General features: G+C 47.7%; 9 protein-coding genes. 4 read left to right on the forward strand and 5 right to left on the reverse strand.

Annotated features, from left to right (window positions below; translation table 11 throughout):
- The first annotated feature begins 918 nt into the window (after positions 1-918).
- From L1N97_RS00500 to L1N97_RS00515, 4 genes are all read left to right on the forward strand, one after another.
- Entirely contained in the window at positions 919-3,480 is a 2,562-nt protein-coding gene (locus L1N97_RS00500; protein ID WP_236128508.1) for a CotH kinase family protein, read from the forward strand.
- Positions 3,481-3,573: 93 nt separating this feature from the next.
- Positions 3,574-4,452, forward strand: coding sequence for a polyphosphate polymerase domain-containing protein (locus tag L1N97_RS00505; protein WP_236128509.1), 879 nt, complete (start codon positions 3,574-3,576; stop codon positions 4,450-4,452).
- Position 4,453: 1 nt separating this feature from the next.
- A complete protein-coding gene (locus L1N97_RS00510; RefSeq protein ID WP_229585046.1) occupies positions 4,454-5,080 on the forward strand; it encodes a DUF4956 domain-containing protein in 627 nt (208 codons plus the stop codon).
- Complete coding sequence (locus L1N97_RS00515; protein WP_236128510.1) at positions 5,077-6,150, forward strand: OprO/OprP family phosphate-selective porin; 1,074 nt, start codon at positions 5,077-5,079, stop codon at positions 6,148-6,150. The genes L1N97_RS00510 and L1N97_RS00515 overlap by 4 nt, the downstream gene beginning before the upstream one ends.
- Before the next feature lie 236 nt (positions 6,151-6,386).
- On the opposite strand, the gene L1N97_RS00520 is transcribed toward L1N97_RS00515, so the two are convergent.
- The 5 genes from L1N97_RS00520 to ubiH form a co-directional block, all read right to left on the reverse strand.
- On the reverse strand, positions 6,387-9,476 hold the full coding sequence (locus tag L1N97_RS00520) for an efflux RND transporter permease subunit (protein WP_236128511.1): 3,090 nt from the start codon (positions 9,474-9,476) through the stop codon (positions 6,387-6,389).
- The gene (locus L1N97_RS00525; RefSeq protein ID WP_236128512.1) at positions 9,473-10,507 is read right to left on the reverse strand and encodes an efflux RND transporter periplasmic adaptor subunit; all 1,035 of its coding nucleotides are present in this window, start codon (positions 10,505-10,507) and stop codon (positions 9,473-9,475) included. Before L1N97_RS00525 ends, L1N97_RS00520 begins: the two co-directional genes overlap by 4 nt.
- Positions 10,508-10,637: 130 nt before the next feature.
- A complete protein-coding gene (locus L1N97_RS00530) occupies positions 10,638-12,494 on the reverse strand; it encodes a DUF885 domain-containing protein (RefSeq protein ID WP_236128513.1) in 1,857 nt (618 codons plus the stop codon).
- A 162-nt stretch (positions 12,495-12,656) separates the two neighbouring features.
- The gene (locus tag L1N97_RS00535; protein ID WP_236128514.1) at positions 12,657-13,856 is read right to left on the reverse strand and encodes an FAD-dependent monooxygenase; all 1,200 of its coding nucleotides are present in this window, start codon (positions 13,854-13,856) and stop codon (positions 12,657-12,659) included.
- Positions 13,843-15,084 carry a 2-octaprenyl-6-methoxyphenyl hydroxylase gene (ubiH, locus tag L1N97_RS00540; protein ID WP_236128515.1) on the reverse strand — a complete coding sequence of 414 codons (1,242 nt, stop codon included), beginning with the start codon at positions 15,082-15,084 and terminating at the stop codon, positions 13,843-13,845. The genes L1N97_RS00535 and ubiH overlap by 14 nt, the downstream gene beginning before the upstream one ends.
- Positions 15,085-15,123: the final 39 nt, after the last annotated feature.

Raw genomic sequence — 15,123 nt, forward strand, 5'->3', positions numbered from 1 at the left:
ATAGCTCGCTAAACGCACGACAAAACCAAAATAACGCTGTGGCATATAACGTATTGTTTATAAATACATTGGCTTGTGGCGCATGCCTATTTAAGATTAATTCAAGAATTGACATGCTCAACAAGCAGAATCCAGCTAAAAGAAAGGCGCTAAACCCTCTAATGGTGTGATTTCTTTCATGGAAAAACCAACAAGCGATAACAAACTGTAAGGTAAGGAAGATAGAAATAATGTTAATGGTCAAAGGTTCAATCACTTAAGCTTCCTGCTATAGGTTAAGTCCACAAATATTTGGTTATTAGACCTTGTTGACGGACTCTTTTTCCATCTTGGAAAGGTCTTTTGCTATAGCAACCCGAACAGAGTACGTCCCTAGCACCATCCAAATAAAGAATACCAAAAGCAAAAGTACCTCAGAAAGCACGTTTTTACTAACTAACCAATATGCAAATGCCGATAGCAAAAAAGGTAAAATGCCATAGATTATAAATCTAGAACTGATTTTATGTTCAATACACAGCGAGGTTGCGCAATGTTTACAAGTAAAAGCGCGCAGAGGAGTAGATAAACACAATTTATGGATACCAACACTTTGCTGGCAGGTCGGACATTTGGAGAAGTTCATAACAATCCGTATTTTGAACATTATCTATATGATTTATTTCTGCAGATTAATGCAATAGCAAGATTAAAACAAGGTTAAGCAACTGCTTATGGAACCGTTTGCTGCTTGCATACACCTCAAACGCTAGCATTGTGCTTGCTTAATGCGCCATCTTAGCTAGCACGCTCTGCTATTTTTTCATTTCACTTTCATGCCTAGAGCCATCAGCTCAGCAGGTTTCACAATAACTGCACAATTCATGCAAATTTCCACGGTATGTTGCTGTATACCCCGAATGTTATTGAGATGGAAATATGAATTGTAAAACCTCTGCCCTGTTCCCTTTGTCGTTAATCAGTTTGCTGTTATTTGGCTGCGGTGGCGGCAGCGACGTCGACACCAGTGTTGCAGTTGCCCCTACCACACCGGTGAGTCAAACAACCGGTGACTTAAGAATTAACGAAATTGTTGCGGCAGCAGTAAACGACGGAGCCGACTGGTTTGAGCTGTATGCAACGGCTGATATCGCAGATTTATCTCAATACAGCATTGTTGATGATAACACCTCACATAGTGCGCAAACCCTCCCGGCCATTGCCTTAAAAGCAGGTGAGTTTGTCGTCATTCAAGCGATTGATGAAACCGATACCCCTGCCGAAGGGCAATATTATGTCACCTTTAAACTCGGTTCTGACGATGCCCTAACCTTATTTAAGCAAGGTGTACAAGTTGATCAGTTAGATTGGCAAGAGGGTGAAGCGGCGCAAGGCTATAGCTTTGGTTTATATACCGATGGCAGTGATAACGCACAAACACTGAGCCCCACTCCAGGTGCGGCCAATCAAATAGTCACTGGCGCTGTTGTATTAACCGATACCAAAACGAACCACGACGCACCGCTACGCATTAACGAAGTGGTAGCAAAAGATGCTATCGGCGGTCCAGATTGGATCGAGTTATATGTTAGCGGCGACAGTAGCGTGTTTCTGGGTGATTACCAAGTTGCTGATGAGAATGGCGTTGCCGTTTCCTTACCGGCGGTGACTTTAGGCTCTGGCAGTTTTTATCGTGTGTATGCCACCACCGATGCCATGGCAGACAGCGCCACCGTCGCTTTTAAATTAGGCTCTTCCGATCTGGTCAGCTTATATAAAAACGAGGATTTGGTCGACCAACTGAGTTGGAAAAACGGCCAAGCGCTAGCCGGTTACAGCTTTGGTCGCTTTCCTGATGGCAGTGATGCAGTTGCTACACTAACGCCTACTGCTGCTACAAGCAATATCGCGGCGTCACACGGGCCCTTGGTGATCAATGAAGTGGTCGCCTCACCTCTGGATGAGGGGTTGGATTGGTTTGAGTTGTACAACAACAGCGACAGTGTCATCGCGCTAAATCAATATCAGGTTATCGACAGTAGCAGCGATATTGAGCCGGTCACTTTACCGGATGTAAACTTGGCGCCAGGCGCGTTTTTGGTGATTTATGCCACAGATGAAAACCCCGGCAGCTATTACGTGCCTTTTAAACTGGGTAAAGAAGACGAACTATCACTGCTGTTGAATAATGAAACGGTCGATTACCTCAGCTGGCAAGCGAGCGATGTTGCCGCCGGTTATAGCTATGGTTTAGTCAGTGACGGCAGCTGGCAGAAGAACACCTTAGCCATCACGCAAGGTGCCAGTAATCAGCTACCGGCGGTGTATAACAAAGCCGCGGTTGAGTCGATTTACTTTGAGATTGACGCGGCCAAGTGGGAGCACATGCTTGATAATGCCTTAGATGAAGAATACTACCCCACCGCAGTCACTTATAAAGGCGTTACATTAGACAGTGTTGCCATTCGTACTAAGGGTAACTCTAGCTTAGATTCTGTTTACCGCTCGGGCGGCGAACGTTTTAGCTTTAATATTGATGTGAATGAATATGTCAGTGGCCAAAAGTTACTCGGCATGAAAAAATTTGTGCTGAACAATATGTTCAACGACCCTTCTTACATGCGCGAATATATTGCCTATGAATTAATGGAGCAAATGGGCGTCGCCACCCCTGAGCATGCTTATGTCAATGTCTATGTTAATGGTCAGCTGAAAGGGCTCTATTTATTGGTTGAATTTGTTAACGAAGACTTTATTGCCAGGCATTTTAGCAATACCCAAGGCGATCTTTACAAGCCAGACGGGGTGGGCAGCGATCTGCAATGGATTAACGATAATTTCAGCAGTTATACCGGTGTTGAATTAAAAACCAACGAAGCCAGTTCAGATAATGGTGCTTTTATTAACTTTGTTCGTGAAATGGCTTACGGCGATGCCTTAAGTGTCATTGAGCAAGACTCCGTATTACGCTACATGGCCGTTAGTGTAGCCTTATCTAATCTGGATAGTTACCACGGAATTTTAGCGCACAATTACTACATTTATGAACAAGATGGCGTCTTTTCAATGTTACCTTGGGATCTAAATGAAGCCTTTGGCTCTTTTAGTATGGGCTGTAACCGTGCTGATATTCGTGGCTTATACATTGACGAACCTACCGATGGCGCTTTAGCTAATAAGCCCTTAGTTGCCAAAGTATTTGCCGATAGCGCCAACTTGGCTAGCTACCATGGATATTTACAACAACTGATCGACGGGCCTTTAGCCAGCGCGAACTTTGCAGCTTGGGTAGCCGCGATTGACGCACAAATTGGCCAACATGTTGCAGCGGATCCCACAGCGTTTTACAGCTATAGCCAATACAAAACCAATCAAACCTCTACGGTGAGCAATTTCTACGGTTTAACTTCTTTTGTGAATTATCGCGTTGCCAATATGCGCCAGCAGTTACTGGGTACCCTGCCGTCCAAAGGCACAGGTCGTGGTTATTGCAGTAATTAAGCACTCAGCTGTCGAGATCTGGCGCACCTGCGTGAGATCTCGATTTACGTAAAGTGTTTAAATCCTAACCCTAACTAACCCGCAGAGGTTGCTATGTTAAGTCCATCACTCTTCAATCAACAGCGCTTAGCGGAAACCCCGAGGCAAACACCGCAACTAAATAAGCCACAGCCTGTTTCGCAAGCGAATCCGGCCTTAATGCAAGCCTTGATGCTGTTTCGCAGCCATCAACTCAGTGATCTGGATAAAGCCACTTTGATGGATCGGGTAGACGTTAAGTTTATGCTACCTAGTGCATTTTTACCGTCATTGTTAACACAATTACAGCAGCATTACAGTGTCTTGGAAATCGGTGGTCAACGGGTGTCACGCTATTACAATCGCTATTTAGACACAGCCCATTTCGACTTTTATTACAGCCACCACAATGGCAAATTAAACCGTTTTAAAGTCAGGCAACGCAGTTACCTTGATACGCACAGCCACTTTTTAGAAGTGAAGTTTAAAAACAATAAAAAACGCACCATAAAATCACGCATTCCCTGCGCTGATCTGTTAGAAAATCAGGACATCACGCACGCCTTTATGGCGAAACACATGCAAACGCCATTAAGCAGTTTGCAGATCAGCCAAGTGAGTGGTTATCAGCGGATCGCGCTTGCTAATGAAGCCAGTGCTGAGCGTTTAACCTTAGATTTTAATCTGTGGTTTCAAGCCGATAAAACCAGCCAGCCGCTTAGCTTACCGCAGTTTTTTATTGCGGAATTAAAGCAATTTAAACGCTCTAAACTGTCGCCGTTTTACCAACTGATGGCAAAAAACCATATTTATCCGGTGTCATTTAGCAAATATTGCATTGGCTGTGCCTTGCTGTATCCCAACCAACTTAAAACCAATGCCTTTAAACCAACCTTGACGCTTATCGACAAGTTTGCGGCTATTCAATCAAACACTTTCAACTGGGTTAATTAATATGATTTCTTTAGATTTGGCTTTTATTATCAAGCTAGTTATCAACATCTTATCTATCGCCGTACTTTGCTATGGCTGTTATTACCGCTTACATAAAAACAGCGAAGTGGCTGGCTCTTTTTTATTGTTTGGCATCGGCATTTTTATCATTACTAACTTATTGCATGGCGTTGATATGTCGATGGAGTTTGCCTTTGGCTTATTTGCAGTTTTTACCATGCTGCGCTATCGCACTGATGCCATTTCAATTAAAGAAATGACCTACCTGTTTTTAGTCATCGCCATTGCGTTACTCACCGCTGTTAGCAATTTGGCCATTATCGAATTATTGCTACTCAATGGTTTAATTTGTTTTGCGGCCTTTATCATTGATATGCGTTTTTTAAGAAGCCGTTATCGTACCCAAACTGTCTCTTATGAGCGGATCGAAAATATTAAACCGCAAAACAAAGCTCTGCTGCTGGCAGACTTATACCAACGCACCGGCTTACAGGTAATAGCGGTAGATATTCTGCATATCGATTTTTTAAAAGATACCGCAGAACTCAAGCTTTCCTATTTACCTTGTACTGCCACAGCCCATGCAAAAACGCCGATAGCAAGCGGTAACATGGTAAAAGCATCATGAGAATAGCGTTATTGCTCAGTAGCCTGCTGTTGTTAAGTCAAACCAGCTATGCAGCTACGCCAAGCTGGCCAGAGGTGGCGTTTTCTGGCGATATCATGCTGGATTACGATAACTACGCGGCCAACTTTTTAGAAAAAGCCACCACAGGTGATGCTGACGCAGAGTTGCGGCGCTTTCGGCTTAAAGCAGAAAGCGATCTTAATCGCCATTGGCAAGGCAAGCTCAGTATTGAGTTGAGCGATGGGCTATCAATAAAAGATGCTTGGCTAAACTACAGCGGCTGGCAATTCGCCGATATGACCTTCGGCCTGCAAAAAGAGCCTTTTGGCTTAGCGCAGTTAACCAGTTCCAGCAATTTGCTGTTAATCGAGCGCAGTGTGGTTAGCGAAGCGCTTTCGCCAAGCAGAGCCCATGGCGTAAAGCTATCGAATACTTTTGGCAATCTAAACTGGCAACTGGGTTATTTTATCCATGATCAAGATGAGCAAGAGCGGGCCATAACCGGCAGGATCAGTTGGGCAGCCTATGCTACTGACGACAGTTTACTGCATGTCGGCAGCTCTTTTAGTCAACGTGATTATCAGGGTAGTCTATTCAGAATTAACGAAACTCTGCAGGTTCATAGCGCTGATTCATTAATCGAGGGCACCGCCTTTAACGCCAATAACGCTTGGTTAACCGCTCTAGATATGCTTTGGCAACACAAGGGTTTTATGTTTTTGGCTGAGTGGCAGCAAACTGACATCAACAGTACTTTTGCTCAGCAATATCAATATAGTGGGGGGTATTTTGAGATGAGCTATTTACTCTCGGGACAGAACAGAAAGTATAAAAATGGCAGTTTAGGTGGCATCAGTCGCAAAAAAGACTGGGAGCTAACGGCAGGCATCAGCAGGTTCAACCTGACACAAGAACAAAGCCGCGCCACAGTATATTCTGTTGGTTTAAATTATTACCCCAGTAAAAACATTAAGCTGATGGCGAATATCTTAAACGCTGAGTATATCGAACAAGCTAAAGCGCTTGGCTCCGGTAACGCCGTTTCGTTACGAGCCCAGCTAAATTTTTAAAGCACCACAGTCACCAAGGGGTCAGGTCTTGCAGTCACCAAGGGGTCAGGTCTTGAATTTTGCCTCAGCGCAGCATTTCGGTTCTCAGATGGCTACCAATTTCAGAAAGTTTTAATGTTACACAATTCAACTTTCAAGACCTGACCCCATCACACAAGACCTAACACCGTCAGCGCATCAGTGCAGAAATAAACCTGGTACTTGTTCAGTCAAAGCACCAGGTAAAAGCCTATTCTTTACTCAAATTGCTCGGCGTGATCGAGCTCGGTTTGCAAGCGCTTGCTTTCATCGGCTCTGGGTTTAGCGAAGCGTGCTAGCGCTAAATACAGCACCGGTGTCAGGTATAGCGTGAATAACACGGCAATCCCTAAACCACCGAAGACCACCCAACCAATGGCATTGCGCGCTTCAGCACCCGCGCCGGTAGATAAAATCAGCGGTAAAGCACCCAGTAAAGTAGAAAGCAGCGTCATGGTGATTGGGCGCAAACGAATACTGGCCGCGCGCTCTACTGCTTGGCGTACCTCAAGGCCTTGATCACGCAACTGATCAGCAAACTCGACCAACAAAATAGCGTTTTTGGCGAGTAAGCCAATCAGCATCACCAAGCCAATTTGCGAGTAAATATTGATAGAAGTACCGGTTAAAAACAGCGCAAATAGCGCCGCGGCAATACCAAACGGCACCGTGGCCATCACCACCACCGCACTGTTTACGCTTTCAAACTGCGCGGCTAATACCAACAACACGATGACAAAAGCCAGTACATAGGTCATGGTGACTTCGCGGGCCGTTTCCTCAAACGTCTGGGCTTCACCCAAAAAGATTAAGCCAATATTATCGGGTAAGTGTTGATCCGCCAACGCTCGTAACTTTGCTACCGCTTCTTGCAGAGGTAACTCTGGCGGTAATTCCAGATCCAGCTCAATAGCACGGCGCTGCGCTTGGCGTTCAAGTTCAGCGGCAACGCCCTCTTCAGAAATAGAAGCCAAGCTTGATAACGGCACTAAGCCGCCATCGCGAGAACCCACATATAAATTCGCCAGATCAGACGGATCGTTAATTTTCGAAGTTTGAGCTTGCAAGATAATCGGTACAGCTTGATCGCCAACATTTAAGTCGGCCAAATCATCGCCATTAATCGCTACTCTTAAGGTGGTGGCGATATCGGATAACGGCACACCTAATTCTTGCGCCCGACGTCGGTCAATGTTCACTCTAAGCTGAGGCTGGGTTGGTTGATACGAAATCCGTGGCATACCCAGTTCGGGGATCTGCTGCTGGATGACATTAGCAAACGCTTGGGCTGCAGCAAAGATTTCACTGTAGCTTTGCCCAGTTAAAGCCAATTCCAGCCCACCGCCTTGGCCACGTAAATTCAAACTGTTTGAACCAAAAGCCCGCGCTGGCGCACCCGGTATCGCAGCCAATGGCCCACGGATCTCATTAATAATCTCTTGTTGTGAGCGCTTACGCTCATCCCAGTGTTTTAATGGCACCGTAATAAAGGTGAGGTTAGGATCCCACTGGCCGACAACCGTATAAATAGAGTCAATATCACCGCCGTTGACATAAGGCAGCAAAATATCTTCCATTTTGTCCGCTTGACGATCCATAAAATTCAAGCCCACTCCATCGGGGCCGCGAGCAAACACGCGGATGCTACCGCGATCTTCCGTGGGCAGCAGCTCGTTATCCAGCACACTCACCACACTCAGTGCGGCTGTTGCAGCTAGCACGCTGGCTAAAAATACCCACCATGCTTTATCAAGGGCAAAGTGTAAGCTGCGTTGATACCCCTGCAAAATTCGATGACCCCATGCCGCCAAACGCGATTGACCGCCGCTTTTTATCGGTAGCCTCGCGGTTAATGCGGGTACCAGTGATAAAGCCACAAAAGACGAAATAATTACCGCGATGGCCAAGACACCACCAAACTCGCGGAATAACTGACCAGCGGTAGAAGGTAAAAAGGCAATGGGCACAAACACCGCAACGAGAACCGCCGTGGTCGCAACCACGGCAAAGAACACTTCACGCGTGCCAATAACTGCCGCTGCTCGCGCGCCCAAACCCATAGCACGGCGCCGCTGAATGTTTTCGGTTACCACGATGGCATCGTCCACAATCAAACCGGTGGCTAAAACAAGCGCAAGCAAGGTTAAGATATTAATTGAAAAACCCATTAACCAAATGGCCGCTAAAGCCCCAATCAGCGACACAGGGATCGACAAAGCCGGAACGATGGTGGCGCGGCCAGAGCCGATAAACAGCCACAAGGTGGCAATAACCATTAAGATGGTTAGCACCAAAGAGGTCAACACTTCTTTCACCGAGCTGCGGATAAACTCGGCATCATCCGAGGTCACTTGTAACTCTAAATCAGGGAAGCGGTTTTCCAGTTGCTTCACCATCGCTAACACTTCGTCTGAGATCTCAATGGTATTGGAGCGAGCCTGTCGGATCACCCCTAACCCAATGACCGGTTTACCATCTAGCCGAACTAAACTGCCTGCATCTGCCGGGCCAAAATACACGGTGGCCACATCGCCAATTCGGGTGTTACCACTGACAATAATATCGGCAATTTGCTCTGCGGTAATCGACGTAGCATCTGCGCGCACGATAAGCTGCTGATCGGTGGATTTCATACTGCCTGCAGGCACATCAAAAGGCGCTAAGCGCAGTGCTGCTGCGACATCTGTAACCGATAAATTAAAACTGGTTAAACGCAGTGGGTCGAGTAAAACGCGCAGCACGCGTTCGCGGTCGCCATTTAAGCGTACATCAGCCACACCGGGAATGCTTAGAAACATCGGTGCTAAATCTGTTTCAACGCGCTCGGTTAAGCTTTCCAGATCCAAGGTTTTACTCGACACGGCTAAACTCACCACCGACTCCGCATCATTATCCGCTTTGATAATGGCTAAACGTTCCACACCATTCGGTAATTCGCGCTGCACCCGACTGACGGCTTCACGTGTTTCATTGGCAGCGTCATCTAAATTGATACCAGGCCTAAACTCAACGCGAATGCGAGCACTGCCCTCTTCGCTTGAGGCATTAATCGATTTAACACCACTGACCCGTGCCACTGCCCCTTCTAGTTTACTGGTGACTTCGGTATCCACGGTTTCTGGCGAACCGCCGGGGTAAGCGGCCGTTACGGACACTATTGGTCTGTCGACATCAGGTAATTCTCGTACCTCAATGGCATTTAACGCCGCTAAACCCGCGATGATAATCAGCAGATTTAACACCACAATTAACACGGGGCGGCGGATCGATAACGACGGTAAATCGTTCTGGATACTCGGCTGGCTCATAAGACACTATCCTCGGTAGCAACAGCAGTTACTGCCTGGCCATTGCGTAAGCTCTGCACGCCTTCAACGATGAGCATATCACCGGCGTTTAAGGCGCCCGCGACTAATAAACGGCCGCTGAGTCGCTGCATAATTTGTACATCAACCCGCACCGCTTTGTTATCTTGCATGAGCCAAACATAAGCACTGGTTGCTCCCCACAGTAGCGCGGCTTCTGGCACCACGGCGTAGCTATCACCCTTCAGCTCTAAAATCACTCGAAAGCTCATGCCCGGCCGATACTGGTCTTGGGCGTTATCAAGCAGGGCTCTGGCACGAATGCTACGATTGGCGGTATCGATACGTGAATCCACTTGGCTGATGAGTGCCGCTATTGTTTCGCCTTGCGATAACCAAGGTTGTAACGACACTGAACCCTGTGCCGATAAAATGGGTAAAGCGGCTTCTGGCGCCACAAAATTAACCAGTAATTGTTCACGATTATCCAAAGTGGTGATCGGGGTTTGCAAGGTGATGCGATCGCCCGCTTCGACATCCGTTAGCCCTACTACGCCGCTAAAGGGTGCGCGTACCGTTCGATCTTCTAGATTGGTTTTGGCTTCGGCCATTTGTACTTTTAATAAGTCGCGGTTAGTAATAGCGTCATCTAAATCACTTTGCGCGATAGCGCCGCGCTGGCGACTTTCTTGTAAACGGTTAACGGTGCGCTCGGCATCCGCTAATTGGATTGTGGCACGGTCCACGGCGACTTGTTGCCGGCGATCGTCTAATTGCAGCAACACATCACCCTGCTCCACTAATTGTCCGGGTAAAAAATTAACTGCGGTGACTTTATCGGCAACAGCAGGATAAATCACCACTGAGCGCACGGCCTCGGCTGTACCCACCGCTTCGATGCGGCTGCTTTGCTGCTCGAAACTCAATGGCATCACAATAACTTGTGCAGCCTGCCCTCCCCTAGCTTGCTGTGCCTGTGCCGGGCTAAAAAAGACAATAGCCAAACTGACTATGATTAGCCGAAAAAGTGTCATGTGAAATCCTTTGCATAATTAAGTTAACCCAAACGATACGCACTTTTTAACGGTGATGATCAAAAAAGGCTGTTTATACGCGATAAACAGCCCTTTTGAGGAGATAGCTGGTCAGTATGGTCGTACTGGCTTAGCTCGCTTTGACTTGAGCAATCCAATTGTTGACGCGTTTTTCCAGCACCGCTAGCGGCAAGGCACCGCCGCCAAGCACGGTGTCATGGAAAGCGCGAATATCGAAACGCTCACCCAGTTGCTGCTGCGCGTGGTTGCGTAATTCCAGTATTTTGATCATGCCAATTTTATAGGCGGTCGCTTGCCCAGGCCACACAATATAACGGCGAACTTCTGATCGCACCGCTTCGTTGGCTATCGGGGTTTTCGCTAAGAAGTATTCAATAGCCTCTTGTTCGGTCCAGCCTTTGCTGTGTAAACCGGTATCTACCACCAAACGCACTGCGCGCCAAATCTCGGTAATTAAACGGCCAAAATCTGAATAAGGGTTTTCATAAGCGCCCATTTCTTTCGCTAACAATTCTGAATACAGCGCCCATCCTTCAACATAAGCGGTAAAACCGGTTTGGGTACGGAAAGTCGGCACCGAGGTTAGCTCTTGTGCAATAGAGATTTGCATATGGTGGCCAGGGCTACCCTCATGATAAGCGATGGCTTCCATTTCGTTTTTTGGCATGGCGCGCATATCAGATAAGTGCGCGTAGTAAATGCCTGGTCTGGCGCCATCGGGCGTGCCAGGAAAATAATGCTGCGCTGCGCCTGGCTGCTCACGGAATGCCTCTACCCGTTTCACGACCAATCCGGCCTTGGGTAAAATGCCAAAATACTCAGGTAATTTTTCTTCAATAAAAGCCAAATATTGCCGTGAGTCGGCTAGGTAGCCTTCCCGCCCTTCATCGGTATTGGGATAGTAAAATTGATCGTCAGCTTTAATAAATTTGAAAAAGGCCGCCAGATCACCGTCAAACCCTACCTGATCTTTAATGGCAATCATCTCTTTGGTCAGGCGTTCAACTTCATCTAAGCCAATCTGATGAATTTGCTCAGCGGTTAATGAGGTGGTTGTGGAGACGTTTAACATGTAATCGTAATAAGCGACGCCGTTTTTTTGCTTACCTACGCCGGTAGCTATCTCATCGGTTTTGCTGACATCTTCTGCTAACCATTGCTTTAACGCGGTATAAGACGGTAAGAAGTGCTGTTGCAGTGCCAGTTTGGCTTCATGAGTGAGTTGCTCGGCTTCTTTATCACTGAGTTTATCCGCGCTGGTCAGTGCGGCGATCTTCGCTTTCGCATCGCTCCACAATGGGATATCTTGCGGCGCATCGAGCAATGGCGCACCGGTGATCAAATTATCGATTTGCTCAATGATCCCTTCATAGGCAAAGCGTGGCGCCCGAAAATCGTCCGCAGCATTGGCCTTGGTGCGCTCCAGTAATTGCATAATCGCTCGGCTGATCCCTTCGATGCGCGACACATAGGCCTGCATATCTTCTTTGTTATCCACTTTGTGAAAATTAATCAGCATTTGTGGTAACAACGCATGCATACCTTGCATCTGGTTAAACACATAGGTGTTTTTTCGAAATTGCACGCCGTTTTTTGCTTGTTCGTACTGATAAACCCAGATGTCGTAAGAGGTTTGTGCTTCTAAATCAAGTTGGCTGTAATCAAAGCTGCTGGTCAGTTCTGCCACGGTAGCCGCTAACCAAGCCAATTGCGCCTCTTCAGCTGCAATTGAGACATCATCGACTTGGTTGTATAAGTCTTTGCGCCCCAACATGGTCAACCGTAACGGGCTTTGCTGTAACTGTTCTTCGTACTTTGTTTCAAACCACTGATTCAGTCGTGCTGTTTCAGAAATGTGTGGTTGTGCGGCTACGGTGTCTACAGTTTGACTAGTTTGTGTGGTTGGCGCTTCGCCACAACCGGCCAAAAAAGCGACTAAACCTATAGCAATTAAAGACTTACGCATGGTTAAAATCCTTGTTGAGGAGCTGATGTCCTCTCAAGACTAACGCGTATAAGCCGGTTAGTCTAAAGAATTTGTGTTGCAGAGTGTTGCTAGAAAGGTGCTAAGCCTTGCGCTGGCGATAACAAAGGGCTGCGCCTGGCGGCAAACAGCCTAAAGCCCAGTTTAATACTTGGCAATGTCTGGTAAGTCGCCACTGTTACCCAGCGCAGCCGCCATCAGCTTTTGTTTTAAACCTGGCAGTTTATCGGCCAGTAACAAGCCTGCACCACGTAATAATTTCAGTGCCGGTTGCTTGTTACTAAAACCCCGTTTAAAGGCTTCCATCGTGGCGATCATGCTTTGCGCTTCGACTTTACGCCAGCGCTGATAGGCCAGTAATGCACGAGGCTCTGCCAAGGCTTTACCGCTTTGCAGTTGCTTTTCAATAATTTGCGCTAACGCGGCCACATCCATTAAACCTAAATTCATACCTTGGCCCGCCAAAGGGTGAATACTGTGCGCAGCATCGGCCACTAACACAACCCGCCCCCGCACCCACTCACTGGCATAACGCATGGTCAGTGGAAAAGCATGCCGCTCGCTTGTCAACGTTAAACAGCCCAAGGCGCTTTGGCTTGCCGCCGTAAGCGCCTGATTAAAGGCGTTGGCATCTAACGCTAATAACTGCTCTGCCCGTGCCGTGTCGGCACTCCAAACAATAGAGCATTGCTGTGCATCGGGTAAAGGTAATAATGCTAGCGGCCCAGTGGGTAAAAACACTTGCCGCGCCACGCCTTGATGTGGATCTTGGCATTGAATACGCGCCACAATCGCCTGTTGCTGATAATCCCAATGCGTTAACGGTAGCTGTTGCTGCTGCCGTACAAAAGAATTGACCCCATCAGCGCCCACCAGTAACTGACTCAATAAAATGTCACCGCTGGCGAGCTGCACTAACACTTCGCGCTCGGTTTGCGCCAACTGGCTAATCTTTGCTTGAAAGAAACACTGCACATTATTGTGTGTTTGTAGCTGCTGATATAACTGCTGGCGGATCCCTTCGTTATCACAGATCCAACCCAGTTGCGGCAACTGCGGTGGCTCTGCACTAAACTCAATACGACCAAAGCTATCAGCTTCCCACACCGCCATCGACGAGTAAGCCGCCGCTTGCGCCATAATAGGGTCTGCCACACCTAAGTGACTGAGTAAACGCATCGAAGCCGGGTTTAACGCACTGACCCGCTGATAGGTTAACTCGGACGATGTTGGCGCAGCGCCCTGCTCGACTAAAGCAATCTTTAAACCTAAGGGCGCCAATAACAACGCCAAGGTAAGCCCCGCACTGCCGCCACCGACGATAGTAATATCAAGATTTTGCATAAGAGGTTCCATAGCCCATGGTTTGCCGTGCTAATGGCTGTTTTAACTGATCATTCAGTAATAATGCTAACAACCCCACATTGCGCGCCAAGGCAATTAAACGAGAGCGATTAGAAAAGCTGCGCACCAGCGCATCAGTCAGTTGGATCACTTGCGCCATATCGGCTTGTCGCGCCAGCTGATAACGGCGTAACTGCGGGTAAGTGCCCACTTCGTTTAAAGTACCACTGGCAAGCAGATCGCTTAAACAAGCAATGTCGCGTAAGGCTAAGTTAAAGCCCTGTCCGGCAATCGGGTGCAAGCTGTGTAAGCTATTACCTAGCAACGCCAACCGATGCCCGACCACTTGCGGGCTTTGTCGCAGTACCAAGGGATAAGATGCTCGCTGACCACAGCCAGTAAATTGCCCTGCGCGATAGCCAAAGGCTTGTTGTAATTTTGCCAAAAAATCAGGCTCAGACAAAGCCATTAGCTGCTCGGCTTGCTCAGGGCTAACGGTCCAAACGACTGAATAGCGATTATCGACTAACGGCAGCAAAGCTAAAGGCCCATGCTCGGTAAAACGTTCATAAGCTTTATGCTGATGGCGCTGGGCAATAGCCACATTACAAATGATCGCGGTTTGCTGATAAGGCTGTTCACTTTGCGTAATACCGGCAAGTTGACGAGTAGCCGATTGGCCACCTTCGGCAATGACCAGTAAACGAGCAGCAATGGCGCTGCCATCTTGTAAAGTCAGTTGTTGCTGCGCTTGACGGCTTTGCAGTTGGCTAATTTGATTGGGTTGATAACGCGTGATTTGCGGATAGCGCGACAACTTCGCCGTTAATACCGCGCCTAGGTGTTCCACTTCGACAACTTGGCCTAATGCCGGTAAGCGATATTCTGCGGCTGATAGCCAAGTTTTACCGAAATGGCCGCGATCGGATACGGCGATCTGTAAAATAGGGCAGCTGTGGCGGGCTAATTCCGCCCAAATACCTAATTGCTGAAGCTGTTCGACACTGGCCGCAGCCAAAGCAATACTACGGCTGTCAAAACTGGCTTGCGGCGCGCTGGCCGCTTGCTGCTCGACTATCGCGATAGTCAGTTCGGGGCAACGCTGGGCAATGCTCAACGCCAGCATAGAGCCAGCCATACCGCCACCGGCAATAACCAAATCAAAGTTTGCTGCGCCCTGCGGGCTGGATGCCAGCTCTGGCGCGGCTGAAGGCTCTATGGTTTTCATGCAAGCACTTTTCCTAGCAAATTAGCCGGTTTATCAGAT

This window comes from Rheinheimera sp. UJ63, assembly GCF_021568285.1.
Taxonomy (GTDB): domain Bacteria; phylum Pseudomonadota; class Gammaproteobacteria; order Enterobacterales; family Alteromonadaceae; genus Alishewanella; species Alishewanella maricola.

Coding starts and splice junctions, on each gene's coding strand:
- L1N97_RS00500 (WP_236128508.1), top strand. CDS start 919: ATGAATTGTAAAACCTCTGCCCTGTTCCCTTTGTCGTTAATCAGTTTG.
- L1N97_RS00505 (WP_236128509.1), top strand. CDS start 3,574: ATGTTAAGTCCATCACTCTTCAATCAACAGCGCTTAGCGGAAACCCCG.
- L1N97_RS00510 (WP_229585046.1), top strand. CDS start 4,454: ATGATTTCTTTAGATTTGGCTTTTATTATCAAGCTAGTTATCAACATC.
- L1N97_RS00515 (WP_236128510.1), top strand. CDS start 5,077: ATGAGAATAGCGTTATTGCTCAGTAGCCTGCTGTTGTTAAGTCAAACC.
- L1N97_RS00520 (WP_236128511.1), bottom strand. CDS start 9,476: ATGAGCCAGCCGAGTATCCAGAACGATTTACCGTCGTTATCGATCCGC.
- L1N97_RS00525 (WP_236128512.1), bottom strand. CDS start 10,507: ATGACACTTTTTCGGCTAATCATAGTCAGTTTGGCTATTGTCTTTTTT.
- L1N97_RS00530 (WP_236128513.1), bottom strand. CDS start 12,494: ATGCGTAAGTCTTTAATTGCTATAGGTTTAGTCGCTTTTTTGGCCGGT.
- L1N97_RS00535 (WP_236128514.1), bottom strand. CDS start 13,856: ATGCAAAATCTTGATATTACTATCGTCGGTGGCGGCAGTGCGGGGCTT.
- ubiH (WP_236128515.1), bottom strand. CDS start 15,084: ATGAAAACCATAGAGCCTTCAGCCGCGCCAGAGCTGGCATCCAGCCCG.